The organism is Pseudomonas sp. FFPRI_1, assembly GCF_055384485.1.
In genome coordinates this window covers 6,938,710-6,963,174 of record NZ_AP029168.1, presented here as the reverse complement: position 1 = coordinate 6,963,174, position 24,465 = coordinate 6,938,710, and the positions used below count along the sequence as shown (strand labels likewise).

Annotated in this window: 24 protein-coding genes and 1 pseudogene; 16 read left to right on the top strand and 9 right to left on the bottom strand. The window is 64.9% G+C overall.

Annotation, left to right across the window (positions count from 1 at the left end; all coding sequences use genetic code 11):
- Positions 1-130: 130 nt before the first annotated feature.
- Positions 131-2,233 (top strand): mechanosensitive ion channel family protein, encoded by a 2,103-nt coding sequence (locus tag ACZ5BO_RS31255; protein WP_464697391.1) that lies wholly within the window; start codon positions 131-133, stop codon positions 2,231-2,233.
- Positions 2,234-2,446: 213 nt separating this feature from the next.
- Here ACZ5BO_RS31255 and ACZ5BO_RS31250 read toward each other — a convergent pair whose 3' ends face one another.
- The gene (locus ACZ5BO_RS31250) at positions 2,447-6,727 is read right to left on the bottom strand and encodes a DEAD/DEAH box helicase (RefSeq protein ID WP_464697390.1); all 4,281 of its coding nucleotides are present in this window, start codon (positions 6,725-6,727) and stop codon (positions 2,447-2,449) included.
- A gap of 291 nt (positions 6,728-7,018) precedes the next feature.
- Between ACZ5BO_RS31250 and ACZ5BO_RS31245 the strand changes: the two genes are divergently transcribed.
- Positions 7,019-7,903, top strand: a complete 885-nt coding sequence (locus ACZ5BO_RS31245; protein WP_043274583.1) for a sugar nucleotide-binding protein — start codon at positions 7,019-7,021, stop codon at positions 7,901-7,903.
- Positions 7,896-8,825, top strand: coding sequence for an NAD-dependent epimerase/dehydratase family protein (locus ACZ5BO_RS31240; RefSeq protein ID WP_464697389.1), 930 nt, complete (start codon positions 7,896-7,898; stop codon positions 8,823-8,825). Before ACZ5BO_RS31245 ends, ACZ5BO_RS31240 begins: the two co-directional genes overlap by 8 nt.
- A 59-nt stretch (positions 8,826-8,884) precedes the next feature.
- Here the strand turns inward: ACZ5BO_RS31240 and ACZ5BO_RS31235 are convergent, their stop codons facing one another.
- The 5 genes from ACZ5BO_RS31235 to ACZ5BO_RS31215 form a co-directional block, all read right to left on the bottom strand.
- Complete coding sequence (locus tag ACZ5BO_RS31235; RefSeq protein WP_025129374.1) at positions 8,885-9,583, bottom strand: OmpW/AlkL family protein; 699 nt, start codon at positions 9,581-9,583, stop codon at positions 8,885-8,887.
- A 178-nt stretch (positions 9,584-9,761) separates the two neighbouring features.
- Positions 9,762-10,283 (bottom strand): DUF3299 domain-containing protein, encoded by a 522-nt coding sequence (locus ACZ5BO_RS31230; protein ID WP_464701414.1) that lies wholly within the window; start codon positions 10,281-10,283, stop codon positions 9,762-9,764.
- A gap of 22 nt (positions 10,284-10,305) precedes the next feature.
- A complete protein-coding gene (locus ACZ5BO_RS31225; RefSeq protein WP_025129372.1) occupies positions 10,306-11,571 on the bottom strand; it encodes an ABC transporter permease in 1,266 nt (421 codons plus the stop codon).
- A gap of 1 nt (position 11,572) precedes the next feature.
- A complete protein-coding gene (locus ACZ5BO_RS31220) occupies positions 11,573-12,283 on the bottom strand; it encodes an ABC transporter ATP-binding protein (protein ID WP_025129371.1) in 711 nt (236 codons plus the stop codon).
- Between the two features lie 65 nt (positions 12,284-12,348).
- Complete coding sequence (locus ACZ5BO_RS31215; RefSeq protein ID WP_464697388.1) at positions 12,349-12,957, bottom strand: DUF2796 domain-containing protein; 609 nt, start codon at positions 12,955-12,957, stop codon at positions 12,349-12,351.
- Between the two features lie 132 nt (positions 12,958-13,089).
- Between ACZ5BO_RS31215 and ACZ5BO_RS31210 the strand changes: the two genes are divergently transcribed.
- On the top strand, positions 13,090-13,431 hold the full coding sequence (locus tag ACZ5BO_RS31210; RefSeq protein ID WP_025129369.1) for a hypothetical protein: 342 nt from the start codon (positions 13,090-13,092) through the stop codon (positions 13,429-13,431).
- A gap of 110 nt (positions 13,432-13,541) precedes the next feature.
- Here the strand turns inward: ACZ5BO_RS31210 and trxA are convergent, their stop codons facing one another.
- The 3 genes and pseudogenes from trxA to ACZ5BO_RS31195 form a co-directional block, all read right to left on the bottom strand.
- Positions 13,542-14,414: a thioredoxin gene (trxA, locus tag ACZ5BO_RS31205; RefSeq protein WP_464697387.1), complete on the bottom strand. Its 873-nt coding sequence runs from the start codon at positions 14,412-14,414 to the stop codon at positions 13,542-13,544.
- A gap of 94 nt (positions 14,415-14,508) precedes the next feature.
- A pseudogene (locus ACZ5BO_RS31200) lies at positions 14,509-15,159 on the bottom strand (class I SAM-dependent methyltransferase); the annotation flags it as partial.
- Positions 15,156-15,614 carry a hypothetical protein gene (locus ACZ5BO_RS31195; protein WP_025129366.1) on the bottom strand — a complete coding sequence of 153 codons (459 nt, stop codon included), beginning with the start codon at positions 15,612-15,614 and terminating at the stop codon, positions 15,156-15,158. The gene ACZ5BO_RS31195 and the pseudogene ACZ5BO_RS31200, both read right to left, overlap by 4 nt.
- Before the next feature lie 129 nt (positions 15,615-15,743).
- On the opposite strand from ACZ5BO_RS31195, the gene nrdR reads away from it, so the two are divergent.
- The 12 genes from nrdR (at position 15,744) to ACZ5BO_RS31135 (ending at position 24,418) form a co-directional block, all read left to right on the top strand.
- Positions 15,744-16,208, top strand: coding sequence for a transcriptional regulator NrdR (nrdR, locus tag ACZ5BO_RS31190; protein ID WP_025129365.1), 465 nt, complete (start codon positions 15,744-15,746; stop codon positions 16,206-16,208).
- Positions 16,205-17,338: a bifunctional diaminohydroxyphosphoribosylaminopyrimidine deaminase/5-amino-6-(5-phosphoribosylamino)uracil reductase RibD gene (ribD, locus tag ACZ5BO_RS31185; protein ID WP_464697386.1), complete on the top strand. Its 1,134-nt coding sequence runs from the start codon at positions 16,205-16,207 to the stop codon at positions 17,336-17,338. The genes nrdR and ribD overlap by 4 nt, the downstream gene beginning before the upstream one ends.
- A gap of 47 nt (positions 17,339-17,385) precedes the next feature.
- Entirely contained in the window at positions 17,386-18,048 is a 663-nt protein-coding gene (locus ACZ5BO_RS31180; protein WP_011063737.1) for a riboflavin synthase, read from the top strand.
- A 16-nt stretch (positions 18,049-18,064) separates the two neighbouring features.
- Positions 18,065-19,156 (top strand): bifunctional 3,4-dihydroxy-2-butanone-4-phosphate synthase/GTP cyclohydrolase II, encoded by a 1,092-nt coding sequence (gene ribBA / locus ACZ5BO_RS31175; RefSeq protein ID WP_025129363.1) that lies wholly within the window; start codon positions 18,065-18,067, stop codon positions 19,154-19,156.
- A gap of 91 nt (positions 19,157-19,247) precedes the next feature.
- The gene (gene ribH / locus ACZ5BO_RS31170; RefSeq protein ID WP_011063735.1) at positions 19,248-19,724 is read left to right on the top strand and encodes a 6,7-dimethyl-8-ribityllumazine synthase; all 477 of its coding nucleotides are present in this window, start codon (positions 19,248-19,250) and stop codon (positions 19,722-19,724) included.
- Positions 19,721-20,221, top strand: a complete 501-nt coding sequence (nusB, locus tag ACZ5BO_RS31165) for a transcription antitermination factor NusB (protein WP_025129362.1) — start codon at positions 19,721-19,723, stop codon at positions 20,219-20,221. The genes ribH and nusB overlap by 4 nt, the downstream gene beginning before the upstream one ends.
- Before the next feature lie 18 nt (positions 20,222-20,239).
- On the top strand, positions 20,240-21,205 hold the full coding sequence (thiL, locus tag ACZ5BO_RS31160; RefSeq protein WP_464697385.1) for a thiamine-phosphate kinase: 966 nt from the start codon (positions 20,240-20,242) through the stop codon (positions 21,203-21,205).
- Complete coding sequence (locus tag ACZ5BO_RS31155; protein ID WP_464697384.1) at positions 21,202-21,705, top strand: phosphatidylglycerophosphatase A family protein; 504 nt, start codon at positions 21,202-21,204, stop codon at positions 21,703-21,705. Before thiL ends, ACZ5BO_RS31155 begins: the two co-directional genes overlap by 4 nt.
- Positions 21,706-21,715: 10 nt before the next feature.
- Complete coding sequence (locus ACZ5BO_RS31150; RefSeq protein ID WP_025129359.1) at positions 21,716-22,474, top strand: substrate-binding periplasmic protein; 759 nt, start codon at positions 21,716-21,718, stop codon at positions 22,472-22,474.
- 113 nt (positions 22,475-22,587) lie between these two features.
- Positions 22,588-23,205 carry a GTP cyclohydrolase II gene (ribA, locus tag ACZ5BO_RS31145; RefSeq protein WP_025129358.1) on the top strand — a complete coding sequence of 206 codons (618 nt, stop codon included), beginning with the start codon at positions 22,588-22,590 and terminating at the stop codon, positions 23,203-23,205.
- Entirely contained in the window at positions 23,202-23,621 is a 420-nt protein-coding gene (locus ACZ5BO_RS31140; protein ID WP_025129357.1) for a hypothetical protein, read from the top strand. The genes ribA and ACZ5BO_RS31140 overlap by 4 nt, the downstream gene beginning before the upstream one ends.
- Positions 23,621-24,418, top strand: a complete 798-nt coding sequence (locus ACZ5BO_RS31135; RefSeq protein ID WP_025129356.1) for a cobalamin-binding protein — start codon at positions 23,621-23,623, stop codon at positions 24,416-24,418. Before ACZ5BO_RS31140 ends, ACZ5BO_RS31135 begins: the two co-directional genes overlap by 1 nt.
- The last annotated feature ends 47 nt before the right edge of the window (positions 24,419-24,465 follow it).

Genomic DNA, 24,465 nt, shown 5'->3' with positions numbered 1-24,465 from the left:
TCGACACAAGATATTTGCCTGCAGGTCAAAGATAGCCCTGGGCCAGACGGCAGCATCCTGCAGGCAAAGCGAACTTGCCCGGCATTTGCTGATCAGTTCCTTACAGACCCTGCTGAAGGAGCTCCGCGTTGTGTTGAATTTCAAGACCGCGATCTTGCTTGGGGTGCTGCTCTGTCTGGGCAGCAGCGAGCTGGACGCCGCCACCGCACCAACCACCGCCGCGCCGGCGGAAAAACCCGAGTTGCTGGTCGAGGGCGGACTGCTCGGCGCCATCAGTTCGAGCATCGATGAAGTCCAGGAAAAGCTCGACCTCAATCAGAGCCTGATCGATGCCTGGCGCCTGCGGGCCGACCGCGCGGCAGATGAGGTGGGGCGGCTGGTCAATCAGCCTTCGCAGCGTTCGGGCTGGAGCATCGCCGCAGATTTCCTGACCCTGTCCGGCACCTGGCTCGGCGGTTTTGCCCTGCTCACGGTGCTGGGTGGGTTGGGCGCGCGCTACCTGAGCCGGCAACGCTGGCTGAACGCTCGCCCACGGGCCCAGGGATTGCTGGAGTACCTGTTGCCGTACACGGTACCGGCGCTGATCTGCCTGCCGTTGACCCTCTACGTCAGCCATTCCCTGCAAGCGTCGGTGGGCCGGGCGCTGGCGCTGTGCCTGGCCTATGCCACCAGCAGCGGGATTGTCTCGACCTCGGTGCTGCTGTGCCTGATCGTGATGTTCAACCTCGGGCACAAGCGCCGGGCGGTGCAGATCATCCGCGACTACTGCCCAAAGCCGCTGTTTCTCATCGGCTTTCTTGCGGCCCTCAGCGATGCCCTGACCAGCCCACAGATCGCGCGTCAGTTGGGGGGCAACATCACCAGTAGCGTGGCGGTATTCACCGGCCTGCTGGCCTCGGTGATCTTCGCCGTGCTGGTGATTCGCCTGCGTCGACCGGTGGCACAGTTGATCCGCAATCGGTCCTTGTCCCAGCGCCTCAGGCAACCGGCGTTGCAGGAGTCCTTGCGGATCTTTTCCGGGCTCTGGTACTGGCCGATCCTGCTGATGGTGCTGGTCTCGGCAATCAACCTGATCGGTGCCGGCGAAGACAGCCAGAAAGCCTTGCGCTGCGCCTTGCTGACCACCGTGCTGCTGATTGCCACGGTGTTCCTCAGTACGCTGCTGCAGCATCTGTTCAAGTCCCGCAGCGCCCAGTCGATCCAGCGCAGCAGTGCCTACAAGGAACGCTTCCTGAGCCTGTTGCATGCGGTGCTGCGGATTGTCATGGCCATCGCCTTCATCGAGATCCTCGGGCGCATCTGGGGGCTTTCACTGTTCGAGTTTGCCCAGCGCAATACCGTGGGCCGGGCCATCAGCGACTCCCTGAGCCGCATCGGCCTGATCTTCCTGGTCACCTGGCTGTTGTGGGTGGTGCTGGACACGGCGATCCAGGAGGCCCTGAAACCGCCGGTCAACAAGCGCTCCGCGCGCCAGCCCAGCACTCGGGTCAAGACCATCCTGCCGCTGCTGCGCAATGCGATCAAAATCATCCTGGTGGTGATCTGCGCCATCACCACCATGGCCAACCTGGGGATCAACGTCGCCCCCCTGCTGGCGGGGGCCGGGGTGGTCGGCCTGGCCATAGGCTTCGGTTCCCAGCAGTTGGTACAGGACGTGATCACCGGGCTGTTCATCATCATCGAGGACACGCTCTCCATCGGCGACTGGGTGGTACTGGACTCCGGCCATGCCGGCACGGTCGAGGGCCTGACCATCCGCACCTTGCGCCTGCGGGACGGCAAGGGCTTCGTGCATTCGGTGCCGTTCGGCCAGATCAAGGCGGTCACCAACCAGTCGCGGCAGTTTGCCTATGCCTTCTTCTCGGTGCAGTTCACCTACGACACCGACATCGACCAGGCCATCGAGCTGATTCGCGAGGCCGGGCGCTCCATCAGCGAAGACGCCTTTCTCAAGTACAACCTGCAAGGCGCCCTGGACGTGTTCGGGGTGGACAAGATGGACCTCAACGGCGTGGTCCTGACGGCGCAGTTCCGCACCGTTTCCGGAGGTCAGTACGCGGTGAATCGGGCGTTCAACCAGCGCTTGAAGAAGCTTGTGGATAACTCGCCCTGGGTGCATTTCGCCCAGACTTATCCACAGCAGGTGGTGTTACCGGCGCGGCGGGTGCATGAAGACGAACCGGAACGGGACGACTCGGCGCTGCTGCTCCCCGAATCCCCACGCCCGCAATGATTGCGCAACGACGGCCAGCGTAAGGGCCGCTGGGTCTGGTGCACGGCTCATGGGCCTCTTCGCCGGCAAGCCGGCTCCTACGAGGGTGGGCGTGGGTTGTCTGGAAGGGCGCCTGCTGCCTGTGTAGGAGCTGGCTTGCCAGCGAAGAGGCCGCTGGATGTGGCGCAGGGCTTCGGGCCCTTTCGCCGGCAAGCCGGCTCCTACGGGGGGAGGTCAGTGCCGGATAAGCTTGTTGCGCAGGGCCTGGGCGGCCTGGGGTTCCAGCTCCAGCCACAGGTGCTGGGTGCCGCCGATGTCGGCAGCCGCCGGCAGGCCATCGCGATACACCAGGCGATTGCCGCTCAGTGCCGGCACCTTGGGCCCGGGCAGCAGGGTGCCGGCCAGGTTCAGCGGGTCGACGCCGCAGACCGCGACCAGGCTGCCGTCACAAGGACGGCGCCGCACTTCGCGCAACAGCGGGATGGCTTCCGGCAGGGCGAATTGCTCTCCCGCCAGGCCGCTGACAAAGCGTCCGCCACGAATCTCGCCGCGGGCCTCCAGCCGATGGAAGGTGCGCAGCAGTTCGCGCCAGCTGGGCAGCCACTCCGCCTCACGCTCCAGCAGGCGCCAGAACACCACGCCGTAACGTCGTAGCAGGGTCATGGCGACCTGCTCCAGGGTGGCCGCAGGATCCGGGTGCGCAGCGCGCCGCAGCAGGGCCCAGCGTCCGGCATCGTCCATGCCGCCGACAAAGGCCCCGCGCCCGCGCCGGCTGCTGCGATTCTGGCGCTTGCTCGCCGGCGTGATCAGGGCCCGCAGTCCGGCGAAGCTGTCGGCATTCACCAGCCCGGCTCCCACCAGCTCCTGCAGCACCGTTTCCAGTTCGCTGCGTAGCAGATGGGCTTCATGCAGCAGCTCATCGAAAAACAGCGCGCCCTGCTGGCTCAGCACAGCGTGGACTTTCTGTGCCTTGGGTGACAGTTCGCTGTGGGGGGCGGAGGAGGTCAGGCTGTTCCAGAGGGCGGCCTGGGCCCGTGGCAGCAGCACGATCGGCGTGCTGCGCAAGGCATTGCCGGCGCTCTTGCCGTTGCTGATCCGGCTCCAGACGACTTTGCCGCTGCGGCACAACTCGTCCAGCCAGGCGGGTGAGTAGTCCTTGATACGGGCTGGCAGCAAGTCGCTGTCCCAGGCCGAGGCTGCGGCCGGGTAGCCTTCGAACTGATTGACCAGCTGCGCCAGCATGGCGCTGCCTTGACCCTGGGTGCTCGCTGACAGGTGCTGCCAGTCGAACAGAAAACGCATGAAGTCCTGCAGCGCCACTGGCTCGATCTCCCGCCGCAGGCGTTTCACCGTGTAGCGATGAATGCGCGCCAGCAAGTGTCGCTCGCACCATTGTTCTTCCTGGCCGCCGGGGTGGAAGCGGCCCCGCAGCACATAGCCTTCGGTTTCGAGCTGGATCAGGGCCTGGCTGATCTGCTCAGGGGGCAAGGCCAGGGGGGCGGCGATCTGGGCCAGGGTCAGGGGCGCGAAGCCGCTGAGCCGGGCGCGGATCACTTCCACCAGCGCGGGTTGCGTTTCCCAGGCCTGATCAAAACCGGGCACCGCCTGCAGGGCGGGCTGCAGCGGCGCCTCGGGATACAGCGCCCGCAGGCAGTTGAGACGCTCCAGGGCCAGCCACAATCCGTGCTCGGGCGCTGCCTGCAAGAGGCCGGCGCGGCCTTGGCTGGCCAGGGTTGCCAGCCATTCGAGCCACTGCGGGTTGGCCTCGGCTTCGGCCTGGCTGATAACCGCCAGGCTCATCAGCGCTTCGTGCATTTCATCGGCATGGGTCGGGTTCGGCCAGGCCTCTGCGGCTACTGCTGCGATGGCTTCGGCGTCCAGGGCACCGAGGTCGTCGGTGGCGGTGGGATCGCTCCAGCGCCGGGCGAGCACCGCTTGGGTACGGCGCTCTTCCAGGGGCGCATCGTCGAGAAAGGTGTAGGGCTTGGCGCTGAGAATCTCCGCGGCCAATGGCGAAGGCGCGGGCAAGTCGCGGCTGAGCAGGCGCACCTGGCCCTGCTCCATGCGCCGCAGCAGGTTCAGCCAGCCTTCGCTGTCCATGGCCTCGTGCAGGCAGTCGTCGAGGGTCTGCTCCACCAGGGGGTGGTCGGGAATCTCGCGCTCGCCGGCAAGGTTTTCCAGGCAGGCGATCTGATCGGGAAACACGCTGGCGATCAGGTCTTCGCTCTTCATCCGCTGGATCTGCGGTGGCACTTTGCGCCCGCCGCTGTAGCGCGGCAGCGCCAGGGCCACGCCGGCGTTCCAGCGCCAGCGCACACCGAACAGCGGTGCATCCAGCAGGGCCTGGATCAGGATGTGCTCGGCGCTGTTGCTGTGCAGGTAGCGCCAGACGTCGTCCAGGGCAAAGCTGTGGCTGGTGGACAGTGACAGGACAATGGCGTCCTCGCTGGCGGCGGCCTGCAGTTCGAAATTGAAGGTGCGGCAGAAACGCTTGCGCAGGGCCAGGCCCCAGGCGCGATTGATACGGCTGCCCAAAGGGCTGTGGATCACCAGTTGGGTACCACCGGACTCGTCGAAGAAACGCTCCATGATCAGCGTGTCCTGGGACGGCAGGGCGCCCAGGGCCAGGCGGGCCGGGGCCAGGTAGTCCACCATTTGCTCGGCGCTGGCGAGGTTCAGCCCCAGTGTTTGTTGCAACCAATGGATGGCGGCTTGCAGATCGCCCGGCGTGGCGCCGAGCAGCGCATCCAGTTGAGCCAGCAAGCGTGCCACGGCGCTGGACAGCTCGGCGCTGCGGCCCGGGGCTTCACCCAGCCAGAAAGGAATATTCGGAGGTTGGCCCTGGGCGTCCTCGACCCGCACCTTGCCGGTCTCGATCCGCAGGATGCGATAGGAGGTGTTGCCCAGCTGGAATACGTCACCGGCAATGCTCTCCACGGCAAAGTCTTCGTTGACGCTGCCGATGTTCAGGCCCTGGGGTTCCAGCAGCACGCTGTAGTCGGCGTTGTCGGGAATGGTCCCGCCGCTGGTGACTGCCGTCAGCTTGGCGCCCCGCCGCCCACGCAAGGTGTGGCTCAGTGCATCGCGGTGCAGGTAGGCGCTGCGCAATCCCTGGCGGCCGTTGAAACCTTCGGCAAGCATCTGCAGCAGCGCCTGGTAATGGGCTGGGTCCAGCTCGGCGTAGGGCGAGGCCCGGCGCAGCATGTCCAGCAGATCCGCCTCCGACCATTCCTGGCAACTGACTTCGGCGACGATCTGCTGGGCCAGCACATCCAGCGGCGCACGGGGGATCAGCAAGCTGTCCAGCTCACCCCGGCGCACGCAATCGAGCAGGGCGGCACATTCGATCAAGTCGTCCCGGGTCAGGGCGAACAGGCGGCCCTTCGGCGTGCCACCGACTTGGTGGCCGGAGCGGCCGACCCGCTGCAGGAACGCCGAAATCGAGCGCGGGGAGCCGATCTGGCACACCAGCTCGACATCGCCGATATCGATCCCCAACTCCAGCGACGCGGTAGCGATCAGGACTTGCAGGTCCCCGGCCTTGAGCCGTTGTTCGGCTTCCAGCCGCTGTTCCTTGGCCAGGCTGCCGTGGTGCGCGGCCACCGCCTGCTTGCCCAGGCGCTCGCTCAGGTGCCGGGCCAGGCGCTCGGCCAGGCGCCGGGTGTTGACGAACACCAGCGTGGTGCGGTGTTCCCGGGCCAGGCTGGCGAGGCGCTCGTAGAGCAATTCCCAGACATCATTGGCCATCACCGCCGACAAGGGCACGGGCGGCACTTCAATATCCAGGTCTCGGGGCCGGGCATGGCCGATATCGACGATTTCGCAGGGGCGTCCCTGGCCCACCAGGAAGCGTGAAACGGCCTCGATCGGCTTTTGCGTGGCGGACAGGCCGATGCGCAACAGCGGCTCGGCGCACAGGGCCTGCAGGCGCTCCAGGCTCAGGGCCAGGTGGCTGCCGCGCTTGCTGCCGGCCAGGGCATGGATTTCGTCGACGATCACGCTGCGGGTGCTGGCCAGCATCTTTCGCCCAGAGTCCGAGCCCAGCAGCACATAGAGGGATTCCGGGGTGGTGACGAGAATCTGCGGCGCACGCTTGCGCATGGCGTTGCGGTCTTTCTGCGCAGTGTCGCCGGTGCGTACCGCCGTGCGGATCGACAGCTGTGGCAGGCCCATCAGGCGCAATTGCTCGGTGATACCGGCCAGCGGCTCCTGCAGATTGATCTGGATATCGTTGCTCAAGGCCTTGAGCGGCGAGACATACACCACCAGGGTCGCGTCCGGCAGGCCGCCTTCGGCCAGCCCCTGGCGCACCAGGTCGTCGATCACCGCGAGAAAGGCGGTGAGGGTCTTGCCCGAGCCCGTGGGGGCGGCGATCAGGGTCGAGCGGCGTCGGGCGATCAGCGGCCAGGCACGGGCCTGGGCAGCGGTCACTGCGGTAAAGGTGCGCTTGAACCAGGCGCTGACGGCGGGATGGAAACCGTCCAGCTCGAGGTTCGCGGATTGGGTAAGGTTCATGGGCAAATTAATGCGGCCGCCCGGGGCAACTTGCAAGCACTGCGCTTAATATCGCTGCAGGACCGGGTCGCGTTCGGGAGAGGCAGGCAGGGCAATGAATGCCAAGCTTTCGCCACGGGGGCCGGCGGGTGAGGCCTGGACAGGGATGACGTCAGGTCACGCTGATAGTTTCTCAGTGACGGTTGCGCCACAAACCCGCAAAATGCAACGATTCTGACAATTATTGACGGCCAATCCCCGGGATTGGCCAATCCAAACCATCGTTCTGAACAGATTGGGCCTGCTGACTCTATGCGAATGCGCCTTATGTTACTGGGCGGCGGAAATGCCCTTGGGCAGGCGCTGATTCGCCTGGGTGCGGAGGAAGACATCGGTTTCCTCGCCCCCCGTCCGCCGCAAGACGGCTGGGACGCCGCGAGCCTGACGCAACTGCTCGACGACACCCGTCCGGATGCCTTGATCAACCTGGCTTACTACTTCGACTGGTTTCAGGCGGAGACGGTGAGCGAAGCGCGCCTGAGCGGTCAGGAACGGGCGGTAGAGCGGCTGGCGGAGCTTTGTCAGCATCACAACATCATTCTTGTGCAGCCTTCGAGCTACCGGGTGTTCGACGGCTCGCGGGCCACGGCCTACAGCGAGAAAGACGAACCAGTGCCCCTGGGGCTGCGCGGCCAGGCGCTGTGGCGGATCGAGCAGAGCGTTCGCGCGACCTGCCCGCAACACGTGCTGCTGCGTTTTGGCTGGCTGCTCGATGACAGCGCCGAGGGCATTCTCGGGCGCTTCCTGGCCCGTGCCGAATCCTCGGAAGAACTGCTCATGGCGGATGACCGCCGGGGCAATCCGACCCCGGTGGACGATGCGGCGCGGGTGATCATCTCGGTGCTCAAGCAGCTTGATTGCGCGGCGCCCCTGTGGGGCACCTATCACTACGCCGGGCAGGAAGCGACCACGCCCCTGGCCCTGGGGCAGGCGATACTGACCGAGGCGCGACAGCTGCATCCGCTGGCCATCGAGGCACCCACTGCCCAGGCTCACGCGGCCAGTGCCGATGCCGCCGAAGAGCCGCAGCACGCGGTGCTGGCCTGCAAGAAAATCCTTCACACCTTCGGGATCAAGCCGCGTGCCTGGCGCGCCGCACTCCCGGCATTACTGGATAGGTTCTACCGTCATGGTTGATGGCCCTGTATTGATCACCGGCGGTGCCGGTTTTATTGGTTCGCACCTCACCGATGCGTTGCTGGCCAAAGGGTACGCGGTGCGCGTCCTGGATGACTTGTCCACCGGCAAACCCAGCAACCTGCCACTGGACAACCCACGATTGGAGTTGATCGAGGGTAACGTCGCCGATGCGGCCCTGGTGAGCCGGGCGATGCGCGGCTGCGGCGCCGTGGCGCACCTGGCGGCGGTAGCCTCGGTGCAGGCCTCGGTGGACGACCCGGTCCAGACCCACCAGAGCAATTTCATCGGCACCCTGAATGTCTGCGAGGCCATGCGCGAGCATGGCGTCAAGCGGGTGCTGTTCGCTTCCAGCGCGGCGGTCTATGGCAACAATGGCGAAGGCCAGTCGATTGACGAAGACACCGCCAAGGCTCCGCTGACGCCTTACGCGTCGGACAAGCTGGCCAGTGAATACTACTTCGACTTCTACCGGCGCCAGCATGCTCTGGAGCCGGCGATCTTTCGCTTCTTCAACATCTTCGGCCCGCGCCAGGATCCGTCTTCGCCGTATTCCGGGGTGATCAGCATTTTCACCGAGCGGGCTCAGCAAGGCCTGCCGATCACCGTGTTCGGTGATGGCGAGCAGACCCGGGACTTCCTCTATGTTGGCGACCTGGTGCAGGTGCTGGTGCAGGCCATCGAAGCAGCGCAACTGGAAGTGGGGGCGGTCAACGTCGGCTTGAACCAGGCCACCACCCTCAAGCAGATGCTTGCGGCCCTGGCCGAGGTGGTCGGCGACCTGCCACCCATCAGCTACGGTCCGGCTCGGGCCGGTGATATTCGTCATTCGCGGGCCAACAACCAGCGGTTGCTGCAGCGCTTCAACTTCCCCGAGCCCACGCCGATGAGTGTCGGCCTGGCCCGGCTGATGGGACGCTGAGGTTTATCGCGGACATGAAAAAGGCGCCTTGAGAGGCGCCTTTCTTGTAACTGGCGGGCTTAGAACTTGTAGCCCAGGCCAACCATGTAGACCCAAGGATCGACGTCGACATTGACCTTGGCCCGAGTGCCGGCGGCCAGCGCGTTGTTGTCCACGTAGGCGCGGGTATCGATATCGATGTAGCGTGCCTGGGCGTTGATCATGATGTTGTCGGTCAGCATGTAGTCGGCACCGATCTGCCAGGCCAGGCCCCAGGAGTTCTTGGCGCGGAAGTTGTCGAAACCTTCGGATTGGGCGCGGCTGCCAACGTGTTCGTCGTAGATCCAGGTGTAGTTGATACCGGCACCGACGTAGGGTTGGAACACCGACTTGTGGTCCAGTGGGTAGTACACCACGCTCAGGGTTGGCGGCAGGTGCTTGAGGGTACCGAGCTTGCCGTTGGCCGGAGCCAGGGAGGTGTTGCGGATCTTCACGTCGTGTTCGAACGGGGTCGCGGCCAGCAGTTCGATACCGATGTTGTTGGTCAGCATGTAGGCGAAGTTCAGGCCCAGCTGCGTGTCGCTGCTCATGGTTGCCTTGCCGCCCAGGTTGGCACCGGCCAGGGGGCCGCTGTCGACTTTGACGTCGGAGCTGTTGGCCTTGGGTTTGACGGTAATCGCACCGGCACGAACGATGATGTCACCAGCTTCGTGAGCGTTGGCAAGGGGGGCGGCGAGTGCGAGCGCGATCAGGGAAGCGCTAAGCAGGGACTTGTGCATGGGAGCTCCAAAGGACGATTCAGATTGGCTATGTCCAATGGTAAGGATCGTCAAGTTGACCACCTTGACTCAGCTCAATGAAATGGCAGACCCCGGCTTCGGTGCTGAACTATTCTTTTGCCCCGCGTTCTTTTGGTGTTCGCCTTCTGCGCCGGCAAGCCGGCTCCTGCCAGGGCATTTACTCCGGCAGTTCGTAGATGTAGATCTTCTGCGCCGCCATCTGGTAGCCGGCATCCGCCAGCTCGCTGCTGGAAGGCTTGACCTGCATGTCGCCCTCGATCCAGTAAGGTTGATACAGCTCATCGAGCTTGACCCCGACCTCGCTGGTGACATGGACGATCTGGTTCGATGGCGGTGGCGGCACGTGGATGCAGGCTCCGAAGTAGGGCACCAGCAGGAAGTCCGTGGTGCGCCCTTCTTCATTCACCTCAAGTGGCACGATGTAGCCGGGCAGGCGAACCGACTGGCCGTCGAGGCTCTTGACCACCGGTGCATTGGGCAGGTCCTGCTTGGCCGCGGGAGCCGACTCCGCAGCCAGCGCGTCGCTCATTTGCGACAGGTCGTGCAGGGGCTTCATGTTCGGCACTTCCGCTGGCGCGTCCGCCGGGATCATTTCCGACCAGGTCAGGTCTTTTGGCGCCGTGGCCGCCCACAGGGGAGTGGCGACCAGCAGCGACAGGGCAAGCAGGTGACGCAGCAGATCAGCTCTCATAAACCGGTGCTCATAAACGAATCGACAGGCCATCGGCCAGGGATTGCCGGTAGGCACGCCAGGCCGGCACGCTGCCCATCAGCAGCGCGGCAATCAGGATACCGCCCAGCAGCGTCCACTCATACTGGCTCGGCCAGGCCAGGGGCAGGTACAGGCCGTAGGTCGACTGCACGTAGCCCTGGGCCAGGGCGATGCCCAGGTACAGCAGGCCGAGCCCGGCCAGCACGCCGAACAGCGCCAGGGCGAACGCCTCCAGTACCAGCAGGGTCGCGATGTGCCAGGGACGGGCGCCCACCGAACGCAGAATGGCCATCTCCCGGCGACGTTCATTGAGGCTGGTGAGAATGGCCGTGAGCATGCCGATCAGGCCGGTCAGGACCACGAACAGCGAGACCACGAACAAGGCCTTTTCGGCGGTGCCCATCAGGCTCCAGAGCTCCTGCAGGGCGACCCCGGGAAGGATCGCCAGCATGGGCTCGCCGCGAAATTCGTTGATCTCCCGTTGCAGGGCGAAGGTCGAGATCTTGCTGTTGAGGCCGAGCATGAAGGCCGTGATGGCCTGGGGCGTCAGGTCCATGTTGCGGGCCTGGTCGGCGCTGATGCGGCCGTCGCCACGGGCGGGCACGCCGTTGTGCCAGTCGATGTGGATCGCCTCCATGCCGCCCAGGCTGATATGCAGGGTGCGGTCCACCGGAGTGCCGGTGCGCTTGAGGATGCCGACCACGGTGAAGGGCTTGTCGTCGTGCTTGACCAGGCTGATGGCTGCCACGCCGTGGGCTAGCACCAGTTGGTCCCCCAGCTTGTAGTGCAGGGCGTCGGCCACTTCGGCCCCGAGTACCACCTCGAAGGGATCCGTGGCGAAGGCCCGGCCCACGGCCAGTTGCAGGTTCTGCTGGCGGCCGTACTGGTAGTGCTGGAAGTAGGCGTCGGTGGTGCCCATCACCCGGTAGCCGCGATGGGAGTCGCCCAGGGAAATCGGGATCGCCCATTTCACCTTCGGGTTGTTGGCAAAGTGTTCGAAGCTGTCCCAGCGGATGTTGTTGGTGGCGTTGCCGATGCGAAACACCGAATACAGCAGCAGGTTCACCGAGCCGGAGCGGGCGCCGACGATCAGGTCGGTACCGCTGATGGTGCTGGCGAAGCTGGCTCGGGCTTCGGTGCGCACCCGCTCCACCGCCAGCAGCAGGCAGACCGAGAGGGCAATGGCGAAGGCCGTGAGGATCGCCGTGAAGCGGCGGTTAGCCAGGCTGGCCATGGCTAGACGGAACAGATACATCTCAGACCTCTGCAGGCTTGGCGGCGCGATTGAGTTCGGCCAGCGACAGGTTGCGATCGAACAATGGCGCCAGGCTCTGGTCATGGCTGACGAACAGCAGGCTGGCCCCAGCCTCGCGGCACTCGGCGAAGAGCAACTGAAGGAAGGCCCCCCGAGCGTCATGATCGAGGGCCGAGGTCGGCTCGTCGGCGATCACCAGCTCCGGTTGGCCGATCAGCGCCCGGGCCGCGGCGACCCGCTGTTGCTGACCGATGGACAGCGAGTCGGCGCGGCGCTTGAGCAGCTCGGGGTCCTTCAGGCCCAGGTGAGCCAGCAGGGTGGCCGCAGCCCGGTCGACGCTGCCGTGGCGCTCGGCGGCGCGGCTGGCCCGCAGCCTGGAGAAGTGGCAGGGCAGTTCGACGTTCTCGCGCACCGAGAGAAACGGCAGCAGGTTGAACTGTTGGAAGATGTAGCCGGTGTGATTCACGCGAAAACGATCGCGGGCCCCGGCAGACAGCTCGGTCAGTTCCTGGCCCAGCAGGCGGATGCTGCCCTGGCTGGGCTTCTGTACACCCCCCAGCAGCCCCAGGAGAGTGGTCTTGCCACTGCCGCTGGGGCCTTTGAGAAACAGCGTCTCACCGGCTTCCAGGCGAAAGGCCGGGATATCCAGCAACTGTGGGTGACCGGGCCAGTTGAAGCTCAGGTCGGACAGTTCGATAAGTGCTTGGGTCATGTCGAGCCGATCATGGAGTGGGTTTTGCAGCCGCTGCCGGAGGCTGCGGCTACAGGGGACGGCGCTCAGAATTTCAGGCTGGCGGCCTTGGCGGTGGCTTCGACACCTTGCTGGCCACTGGGCGAAATGAGTTGTACCTGAATTTTCTGGGTGGCGGGGAAGGTCTTGAAGATTGTCCCCAGGTCGAGGTTGCTCAAGGCGTCCGGTTTGGCGCAGGTGAACTGGTAGTGGGCGTGAATTTCGCTGTGTTCGTGGTGATGCTCATGGCCATCGGCGCCCTTGGCATCTTCGTCGTGGTCGTCATCGTCATGCTCGTCGGCCTCGGGCTTGTCGCCGAACAGCGGGCTTTCCAGCTCCTGTTTGCTCACGACGCAAGCGGCGGCCTTGGGCAGGCTGAACAGCACCAGGGGCTGTTCCAGCTGGGCGCGGGCGGCAGCGACCTTGGCCTTGTCGGCGTCGGTACTGGGGGCGTGCTCGAAACCGACCAGGTTCATCGCCGGGCTTTCCAACTCCAGCTCCAGGGCCTGGCCGTCGAGTACGGCGTTGAGTCGGGCAACGCCATGTTCGTGGGCGCCGAGGCTGCCGTGTTCATGTTCATGCTCATGGGCTAGCGCCGTCTGGGCAGCGGCCAGCGGCAGCAGGGCGAACGGCAGGGCGAATAGCAGACGACGCATGGCAAGTCTCCGGGTGAAGATGAAATAAATGTTATGTGATCTTATAACAATGCTCGGCGGAGTTTGACTGCCCGCTTGGCGTTGCGCAAGACGCGTGGGAGCATGCTCGTCAGAAAAATCGGGAGCACTCTCATGTTGCGGATTCGTGGAAGCATCGGCGATTGGCCGGTGGATTTGACCCTGGAGCTGGACGAGGGCGACTGGGCACAACTGGCGGCGCAGTTGCAGGCGGCCAAACCTGAAGCGGCGGCGCCGACGGCCAGGCCGGCCAGCCAGGACGATGCCCTGTGGCAGACCGCCAAGGATCTGTTGCGCAAGGCGGGCCAGATCAGCGGGCCGCAGTTGCTGGAACAGTTGGAGGGGCTGACCGGTAGCGCGGCGGCGGGCAAGCGATTGCTGGTGCGCTTGCGCCACTGCGCCGAGGTCAAGGTGGTCAGCGGCGCCGATACGCCGCTCTACAGCTGGGTACAGTAATCCTGTAGGAGCCAGCTTGCTGGCGAAAGGGCTCTGTCTGTCAGAGCGCATTCGCTGGCAAGCCAGCTCCTACACAAGCCAGCACCTACACCAGCGCTGGCGCATCAGGCTCAGTACAGCGCGGCGAACAGTTTGCGGCGGTAGGCGGTCACCAGCGGGTGATCATTGCCCAGCAGGTCGAATACCTGCAGCAGGGTCTTGTGGGCTATGCCTTCGTTGTAGCTGCGGTTGCGCATGAAGAGTTTCAGCAGGGCTTCCAGCGCTGCTTCGTATTGCTGGCGCGCCAGTTGCTGGATTGACAGCTGGTACAGCGCCTCATCGTCCAGCGGGTCCTTGGCCAGGCGCGCCTTGAGCTCTGCGGCATCCGGCAGGTCCGCCGCCTGCTTGAGAAAGGTGATCTGCGCCTTGGCGCCGGCCAGGGCGGCCTTGTGCTCATCGCTCTTGACCGCGTCGAGCACGGTCTGGGCCTCACCCAGTTCGCCGCGCTCGGCCAGGCAGCGGGCATACAGGATCAGTGCCTTGGCATTGCTGTTGTCTTCACCCAGCAGCACTTTGAGGAGGGCTTCGGCATCACCGATACGCCCTTCAGCGAACAGCGCTTCGGCCTGTTCCAGTGGATCGGCGGCGGGTGGTGGCGGCATTTGCACATGGGGTTCGAGCATGGCTCGCACCGCCGATTCAGGCTGCGCGCCGGCGAAGCCGTCCACCGGCTGGCCGTCCTTGAACAGCACCACGGTGGGCAGGCTGCGGATGCCGAAGCGGGCGACGATGTCCTGTTCGATATCGCAGTTGACCTTGGCCAGCAGCAACTCGCCCTGATAGCTCTCGGCGATCTGTTGCAGCATCGGCATCAGCGCTTTGCAGGGGGCACACCACTCGGCCCAGAAGTCCACCAGGACCGGTTTGTGGAAGGAGTTCTCGATCACCGACTGGTCGAAATCAGCGGTGTGGGCGTCGAAGATGTACGGCGTTTCCTGACTCATGGGGTATCTCGAGTAAGCGGCAATGGAGCCACTATAAAGGCTGGTCGGGGTGGATCGCCATCGCCGCTACGGCAGGCGCTACGGCAGCGTTTGATCGCTGGGCGTGATACAGGCTCACGTTGCGAAATTCCCAGGGCTCTGCCAGGTCCGGCAGGGTCAGGGCATTGAGCACTTGCAGGCGCTGGTACAGCGGGTGCTGGAAGTCCCTGACCCGGGAGTCCGCCACCAGGGCTTCGCGGCCACGGCTGAGGAACTCGTCCAGCAGCGGCAGGTTGGCCCGGTCATACAATACGTCCGCCACCAGGATCAGGTCGAAGCGATCGGCCTCGGCGAAAAAATCCGTGGAATAGCTGAGTTCGACGCCGTTGAGCTGCGCATTGGCCCGGCAGGCGGCAATGGCCAGTGGGTCGAGGTCGCAGGCCACCACTTCCAGGGCACCGGCTTTGGCCGCGGCAATCGCCGCCACGCCGGAGCCGGCCCCGAAATCCAGGACGCGTTTGCCCTGCACCCAGTGCGGATGCTCCGCCAGGTAGCGGGCCATGGCCAGGCCGCTGGCCCAGCAGAAACTCCAGTAGGGCGGCTCGTGGAGGATGCGCCGGGTCTCTTCCGGGGTGAAGGCGCGGTCCATGTTGTCGGCGTCGATCAGCCAGAGTTTCAGGCGAGTGTCGGGCAGTTCGCAGGCTACCAGTTGCGCATCCCCGAGCAGCTCGCTGAGGGCGTCTTGCAGGTCGAGCGGTACATTCATGGGGCTTTGACGAATTGCAGTTGTCCCACGGCCTGGGTGGTGGGCTGGGCGATGCGCTGTGCCGGCAGATGCAGGATCAACTGGCCGGACTGGCTGGCACGACCGCGCAGTTCGACCCGGGCGCCGGCCGGGAAGGCTTCGGGAGCGAAGCGCAGACGAAACGGCAGGGCCTGGTTGGTGCCGGTCAGGTTGCTGCTGGCCAGGAGGCGTTGCGGACGCCCGCGCTCATCGATCACTAACAGCGCCAGCTCGACGTCGGCACCGGCCGGTATGCCGTCGAGGGTACCGCTCAGCTCGCGCTGATAGGCTGGCAACGGGCCGAGGTCGGCGGGTTCCTGGTTTTTTTTCACGCTCTGCTGCGGGGCAGAGGCGGGGGCCGCAGGTTTTGGAGCATCGCTGCTGCAAGCGACCAGCAGGCTGACAAGACTGAGCAAAACAAGCGGTCTGAGCGGCATCTGAAGCTCCAACAAGGCGAATTTCCGTGTGCGAAACATAATAGTCGGTCTGTATACCGTAAAGGCTATGGCTTGTCTTGCCAGTGGGATGCGCTACCATGGCCCTCCCTTTTTTTGTTGCCTGCCACCATGCACTGTCCCTTCTGCGGTGCCAACGACACCAAGGTCATCGACTCGCGTCTGGTCGCCGAGGGCGAACAGGTGCGCCGCCGGCGTGAATGCCTGGCCTGTGGTGAGCGTTTCACCACCTTCGAAACCGCCGAACTGGTGTTGCCGCGCCTGATCAAGACTGACGGCAGCCGTCAGCCCTTCGACGAAGAAAAACTGCGCGCCGGTATGCAGCGCGCCCTGGAAAAACGCCCGGTGAGCGTCGAGCGCCTGGAGGCGGCTCTGGTGCACATCAAGCACAAGCTGCGGGCCACCGGCGAGCGGGAAGTCAAGTCCCTGGTCGTGGGTGAACTGGTGATGACCGAGCTGCAGAAGCTCGATGAAGTCGCCTACATCCGCTTTGCCTCGGTCTACCGGCGCTTCCAGGACCTCAACGAATTTCGCGAAGAGATCGACCGTCTCGCCCGCGAGCCGGTCAAGCAATGAGCCAGCCTGCGGAACAAGCGGTACTCGATGCGCACTACATGGCCCGGGCCCTGGAGCTGGCGCGCCAGGGGCTGTACAGCACCCATCCCAATCCCCGTGTCGGTTGCGTCATCGTGCGCGACGGCCAGGTGGTGGGCGAAGGCTGGCATGTCCGGGCTGGCGAGCCCCATGCTGAAGTACATGCGCTGCGCGCCGCCAGCGACCTGGCCCGAGGCGCCACCGCCTATGTGACCCTGGAACCCTGCAGCCACCATGGCCGCACCCCGCCGTGCGCCGATGCCCTGGTGAATGCCGGAGTGGCGCGGGTGGTGGCGGCCATGCAGGACCCCAACCCGGAAGTCGCCGGGCGTGGCCTGCAGCGCCTGGCCCAGGCCGGCATCGCCACTCACAGCGGAGTGCTGGAGGCTGAGGCCCGCGCGATCAACAAGGGCTTCCTGAAACGCATGGAACAGGGCCTGCCCTATGTGCGGGTCAAGCTGGCCATGAGCCTGGACGGTCGTACCGCCATGGCCAGTGGCGAGAGCCAGTGGATCACCGGACCTGCCGCACGTTCCGCGGTGCAGCGCCTGCGGGCCGAATCCAGCGTGGTGCTGACCGGCGCCGATACGGTACTGGCGGATGACGCCCGGTTGACGGTACGTGCTGCCGAGCTGGGGCTGGACGCCGAACAGACGGCGCTGGCCATGAGCCGTCCACCGCTGCGAGTGCTGATCGATGGCCGCCTGCGGGTGCCCCTCGATGCGCCGTTCTTCAAGGCTGGTCCGGCCTTGGTGGCCACCTGCGCGGCAGTGGAAGAGCAATACGCCAACGGTCCGGAGTGCCTGATCGTGCCCGGCCCCGACGGCCAGGTGGACCTGCGCCGCCTGCTGCTGGAGCTGGCCGCCCGTGGCGTCAACGAAGTGCTGGTGGAAGCCGGCCCGCGACTGGCCGGCGCCTTTGCCCAGCAGGGCCTGGTGGACGAGTACCAGATCTTCATCGCCGGCAAGTTCCTCGGTTCCTCGGCCCGGCCGTTGCTGGACTGGCCGCTGGCGCAGATGAGCGAGGCGCCCTTGCTCAAGATCATTGAAATGCGTGCGGTGGGCGATGACTGGCGAGTCACTGCCATCCCGGCCCCGCCAGCGAGCGTATAATTCCCGACTTTCGCCTACCCGGCGGCCCTGTTCTCGAGGAGGACTCCATGTTCACCGGCATCATCGAATCCATCGGCAGCATTCGCGCATTGACCCCAAAAGGCGGAGATGTGCGGGTCTATGTAGAAACCGGCAAGCTTGATCTGGCCGACGTCAAACTGGGCGACAGCATTGCGGTGAACGGCGTCTGCCTGACCGCCGTCGAGCTGCCGGGCGATGGTTTCTGGGCCGATGTCAGCCGCGAGACCCTGGACTGCACCGCGTTCCATCAGTTGAAGGCCGGTAGCCGGGTCAACCTGGAAAAGGCCCTGACCCCGACCACCCGCCTGGGCGGTCACCTGGTCAGCGGCCATGTCGATGGTGTCGGTGAAGTCGTGGCGCGGGAAGAAAATGCCCGGGCCATCCAGTTCCGCATCCGTGCCCCCAAGGAGCTGGCCAAGTACATCGCCCATAAAGGCTCGATCACCGTCGACGGCACCAGCCTGACCGTCAACGCGGTGAACGGTGCCGAGTTCGAGCTGACCATCGTGCCCCACACCCTGGCGGAAACCATCATGGCCGACTACCGGCCGGGTCGGCAGGTCAACCTCGAGGTCGACCTGCTGGCACGCTACCTGGAGCGCCTGCTGCTGGGCGACAAGGCGGCCGAGGCCACGGGCGGCACCATCACCGAAAGTTTTCTGGCCGCTAACGGCTATCTCAAATCCTGACCCAAGGGGGTGCCGAGTGGCGCTCAACAGCATCGAAGAACTGGTTGAAGACATCCGCCAAGGCAAGATGGTCATCCTCATGGATGACGAAGACCGCGAGAACGAAGGCGACCTGATCATGGCCGCCGAGTGCTGCAAGCCCGAGCACATCAACTTCATGGCCAAGCACGCCCGGGGCCTGATCTGCATGCCCATGAGCCGCGAGCGTTGCGAGCTGCTGAAGCTGCCGCTGATGGCGCCGCGCAACGGTTCGGGCTTTGGTACCAAGTTCACCGTGTCCATCGAGGCCACCGAAGGCGTGACCACCGGCATCTCCGCCGCCGACCGGGCGCGCACCGTGCAAGCGGCCGCCGCCAAGGACGCCAAGGCCGAAGACATCGTCAGCCCGGGCCACATCTTCCCGCTGATGGCCCAGCCGGGTGGCACCCTGGCCCGCGCCGGCCACACCGAAGCCGCCTGCGACCTGGCGCGCATGGCCGGGTTCGAGCCGAGCGGGGTGATCTGCGAGGTGATGAACGACGACGGCACCATGTCCCGTCGCGCCGAGCTGGAAACCTTCGCCGCCGAGCACAACATCAAGATCGGCACCATTGCCGACCTGATCCACTACCGGATGATCCACGAACGTACCGTTCAGCGGATTGCCGAGCAGCCCCTGGACAGCGAACTGGGCCAGTTCAACCTGGTGACCTATCGTGATTCGGTGGAAGGCGACGTGCACATGGCCCTGACCCTGGGCGAGATCTGTGCCGAAGAACCGACCCTGGTGCGGGTGCACAACATGGACCCGCTGCGCGACCTGCTGATGGTCAAGCAGCCGGGCCGCTGGAGCCTGCGGGCGGCCATGGCCACCGTGGCCGAGGCTGGCAGCGGCGTGGTGCTGTTGCTCGGCCACCCACTGGATGGTGACGTGCTGCTGGCACATATTCGCGAGACGGCCGACCAGCAGCCGGCGAAGAAACCGACCACCTACAGCATTGTCGGTGCCGGTTCGCAGATCCTCCGCGACCTGGGCGTACGCAAAATGCGCCTGATGAGTGCGCCGATGAAGTTTAATGCGATATCCGGTTTCGACCTGGAAGTTGTAGAATACGTGCCCTCCGAATAAAAGCCGGTCGTTTGTGGCTTGAAATTCGCGGTTCAAATATCACTGAAGAGCGTGTACTAGACACGCTCTGGCTCTTTAAGAGATTTGTCGAATGACCCTGAAGACCATCGAAGGTACCTTCATCGCCCCTAAAGGCCGCTATGCCCTGGTGGTCGGCCGTTTCAACAGCTTCGTCGTCGAAAGCCTGGTCAGCGGCGCGGTTGACGCCCTGGTTCGCCACGGTGTGAGCGAAAGCGATATCACCATCATCCGTGCTCCTGGCGCCTTCGAAATTCCGTTGGTTGCGCAGAAAGTTGCACAGAAGGGTGAGTTCGCGGCGATCGTCGCCCTGGGCGCGGTCATTCGTGGCGGTACTCCGCACTTCGAATACGTGGCGGGCGAGTGCACCAAGGGCCTGGCCCAGGTGTCCATGGAGTTCGGCGTGCCAGTGGCCTTCGGCGTACTGACCGTGGACTCGATCGAACAAGCCATCGAGCGTTCCGGCACCAAGGCCGGTAATAAAGGGGCTGAAGCTGCCTTGTCCGCCCTGGAAATGGTCAGCCTGCTGGCGCAGTTGGAGGCCAAGTGATTAGCGATGATAGCGATCGTTTCAACCCGCGCGATCCCAAGCCTGCGGATGCCGGCAAGCCATCCAAGAGCGCCAAGCGTCGTGAAGCCCGTCAGCTCGCGACCCAAGCGCTGTACCAATGGCACATGGCCAAGCATTCGCTGAACGAGATCGAAGCGCAGTTCCGGGTCGACAACGATTTCACCGACGTCGACGGTGCCTACTTCCGTGAAATCCTGCACGGGGTTCCGGCCAACAAGAACGAGATCGACAACGCCCTCGTGCCTTGCCTGGACCTGGCCATCGACGAACTGGACCCGGTTGAGCTGGCGGTTCTGCGCCTGTCCACCTGGGAGCTGCTCAAGCGCGTCGACGTGCCGTACCGCGTGGTGATCAACGAGGGTATCGAACTGGCCAAGGTCTTCGGTTCCACCGATGGCCACAAGTTCGTCAACGGTGTGCTCGACAAACTGGCCCCGCGCCTGCGTGAAGCTGAAGTGAAGGCGTTCAAGCGCTGATCCGCGCTTGCAGCTGCCATGGGCGAGTTTGAGCTGATCCGCAACTTCTTCGCTGCCGCGCCCTGTGCGCAAGGCGGCGAGGGTGTTGCCCTGGGGATCGGCGACGACTGTGCCTTGCTGGCTGTTCCTCCCGGGGAGCAGTTGGCCGTTTCCACCGACACCCTGGTGGCCGGCGTACATTTCGCCGACCCCTGCGACCCCTTTCTTCTAGGCCAACGTTCCCTGGCGGTGGCCGTCAGCGACCTGGCCGCCATGGGCGCCACGCCCCTGGCCTTTACCCTTGCCCTGACCCTGCCGACGATCAGTGCCGATTGGCTGCAGGCCTACGCCCGTGGTTTGAACGCCATGGCCCAGAGCTGTGGCGTGCGCCTGATTGGTGGCGATACCACTCGCGGCCCGCTAACCCTGACCCTGACCGTGTTCGGGCGTGTCCCGGCGGGGCAGGCCCTGACCCGTAGCGGTGCTCGGGCGGGCGACCTGCTGTGTGTCGGCGGCGAGCTGGGCAATGCCGCCGGTGCCTTGCCCCTGGTGCTGGGGCAGCGCGATGCTGAACCGGCGGTGGCCGATCCCCTGCTGGCCCATTACTGGTCGCCGCAGCCACAGCTGGCCCTGGGCCAGGCCCTGCGCGGCAAGGCCAGTGCGGCCCTGGATATCTCCGACGGCCTGCTGGCCGACTGCGGGCACATCGCTGCGGCGTCGGCAGTCGCCTTGCAGGTGGACGTCGAGCAGTTGCCCTTGTCGCCAGCCTTGCTGAGCTTCCTCGGCCGGCAAGAGGCTCGCACCGCGGCCTTGAGTGGTGGCGACGACTATGTACTGGCCTTCACCTTGCCCCCGGCCGAGCTGACGCCCCTGTTGGCGGCGGGCTGGCCGGTGCATGTGGTGGGACGGGTCGTGGCCGGGCAGGGGGTTACCCTGCGGGATGCCGACGGGCAGGACATCACCCCCGGTACCCGGGGTTATCAACACTTTGCGGAGACACCGTGACAGATCATCCCAAACAGGTCCCGGCGGAGTTCGTCCCGCCGTCGGTCTGGCGCAATCCCTGGCATTTCCTCGCGTTCGGCTTTGGCTCCGGCACCTTGCCCAAGGCACCGGGCACCTGGGGGTCGCTGGTTGCGCTACCCTTTATCCCGCTGTGGCAGATGCTGCCGGACTGGGGCTACTGGCTGATGCTCGGCGTGACCATGCTGTTCGGCTTCTGGCTGTGCGGCAAGGTCGCCGACGATCTGCGGGTGCATGATCACGAAGGCATCGTCTGGGACGAAATGGTCGGCATGTGGATCACCCTGTGGCTGGTGCCCGAGGGCTGGTACTGGCTGCTGGCGGGGTTCCTGGTGTTTCGCTTCTTCGACATTCTCAAGCCGTGGCCGATCCGCTGGGTCGACCGGCATGTCCACGGTGGGGTCGGCATCATGCTCGACGACGTATTGGCCGGGGTGTTTGCCTGGTTGTCGATGCAAGGCCTGGTGTGGTGTTTTAGCTGAGGAGACAGGCATGGGTGTCAGCCGCGGGCTGCTGGTATTGCTGGTTTTCTGGAACGCTCTTGGCGCCCAGGCCGGCGAGCAGCCGCTACTGCCCCAGCAGATCCGCATTGCCAGTGAAGAGTGGAGCCAGTACACCGAAGCCGATGGCGAAGGCCTGGCCTGGGACATCCTGCGGGAGGTCTTCGAGGTGCAGGGCGTCCGGGTCGAGCGCAGCAGCATGCCCTACACCCGCTCGGTCGGCCTGGTACAGCGCGGTGAAGTGGACGCCCAGGTCGGGGCTTATCGTGACGAGTCCCCCGGGGTGCTCTACCCGCAATGGAACTACGACACCGACCATATCTACTCATTGGGCCTGGCGAGCAATCCCGAGCTGACCCTGGCAACCCTGGGCAGTTACCGGCTGGTCTGGGTGCGTGGCTACAAATACCAGGACTACCTGCCCAATGTTCAGCGCTACAACGAGATCCGGCGCCGGGTCGGCATCCTGCCGATGTTGCTGTACAGCCGTGCCGACTACTACATCGATGCCCGGACCGAGATCGACTACGTGCTCGGCCAGGCCCGGGACCCGGCCCAGTTCAAGCGTACCCACCTGACCGAGCTGCCTCTGTACCTGGGGTTCGCCGACACGCCCCGGGGCCGTGCCCTGCTTTCCCTGTACGACCAGCGCATGGAACAGTTGGTGAAAAGCGGCAGCCTACGCCCGATCTTCCTGCGCTGGAAGCAGCCCTATCCGTTTGACGGAGAGCCGCAACCGGCGGTCCGTTGATCAAACTTATCGATCTTTATCTCCGATAATTCAGCCTAAGCACCCAGTGGAGGCTGCTGTTACAATGCCGCCTCTACTAATCTTGAGCCCTCATACAGATCAGGAGCACAACAGTGCCCGTCGTTTTTGTTGCCGCTTGCAAGCTGCCTACGCCTTTTGCGCAATTCACCATGCATGGTTTTCTCGATGAAGCCACCGGCCGCGAGCACGTCGTGCTCAGCCTCGGCGATATTGCCGACGGCGCGCCGGTGCTCGGCCGTCTGCACTCCGAATGCCTGACCGGCGATGCCTTGTTCAGCCAGCGCTGCGACTGCGGTTCGCAACTGGAAGCGGCCATGCAGGCCGTGGCCCGAGAAGGGCGCGGCGTCATTCTTTACCTGCGCCAGGAAGGCCGCGGCATCGGCTTGCTGAACAAGGTCCGGGCCTATGAGCTGCAAGATGGCGGCGCCGATACCGTGGAAGCCAATGAGCGCCTGGGCTTTGCCGCCGACCAGCGTGACTACGCCATGTGCCTGCCGATGCTCGAGCACCTGGGGGTCAGGTCCCTGCGCCTGATGACCAACAACCCGCGCAAGGTCAGGGCCTTGACCGAGATGGGCATCCAGGTGGCCGAGCGCGTGCCGCTGCACACCGGGCATAACCCTCACAACAAGCTCTACCTGGCGACCAAGGCCAGCAAGCTCGACCACATGATGGGCAACGAGCATCAGGGCGAGGTCGACCGCGCGTGACTCGGGGTCAAGTACGGCGGCGCCTGACCGTCAGCTGGTGGCAATACCTGGCGTTGGCCTTGCTGCCTTTGTTCGTGATCAATGCGGTGTTCGGTAAGGGCGAAGCGATCATGCCGGTGCTGGCGATGCCGTTCTTTATCGCCGGCACGGCCTCGATGTTCGTCAGCCTGCGTTTCTTCAACGGCTACAAGCATGCCTTGATCGCCACCGGTAAAGCCCTCGACACCCCTGAAGAGCCGGCTGCCTGGATCACCCTGGCAGCTCGGCGTCGCGCGGCTTTCCTGGCAGCCTCGTTGCCGGCCTGGATCGGTGCCCTGGCGGTATTCGTCGGCCTGGAAGCCGTGCCGCTCATGCTGCTGGCGCTGTCCAGCGCAGTGCTGTTCTACCTTTACCGTATCCCGCGTCAACTCGCCTGATGCTGCGTTGGCTGGCGCTCCTGTGCCTGCTGGCCAGCGTGCCCGCCCTGGCGGCACCGCGGGTGATTAGCCTGGCGCCATCGCTCTCGGAAATCGTTGTGGAGTTAGGCGCCGCCGAGCTGCTGGTCGGCGTGCTGGATGCCGGCGAGCGCCCGCCACAGATCGCCGGTCTGCCTTCGGTGGGACGCTATGGCCAATTGGATATGGAGCGGCTGCTCAGTCTCAAGCCCGACTTGCTGCTGCTCTGGCCGGGCAGTGTGGGCCCGGCCCAGCGCGAACAGCTGTCACGCCTGGGGATTGCCATCTACGTCGCCGAACCCCATGACCTTCAGCAACTGATTGCGCAGATCGCCGAGCTCGGCGAGCGTCTGGGGCGGCCTGCAGCTGGGCAGCAACTAGCGACGCAGTTGAGTCGGCAATTGAGTCGGTTGCGCGCGCGCTATCACCGCGAGCCCCCCTTGGCCGTGTTCTATCAAGTCTGGGACCAGCCGCTGTACACCGTGGGCGGTGGGCAGATCATCAGTGACGCCTTGAGCGTCTGCGGTGCGCGCAACGTGTTTGCCGAGCAGCCACTGCCGGCGCCCCAGGTCAGTATCGAATCGGTGTTGCAGCGCAATCCGCAGGCGATCCTCGCCACCGCCCAGGGGCAGCTGGATGCCTGGAAAGCCTGGCCGCAGATTGCGGCAGTGCAGCAGGGGCGGTTGTTGCTGGTAAACGACAAGGGCCTGGAACGGCCCAGCGGGCAGATGATCGCGGCAACCGCCAAGCTGTGTGCGCTGCTCGCGCCTGAGCGCTGAGCCCCTTCGCCGGCGAGCCGGCTCCTACGGGGTCGGTGTAGGAGCTG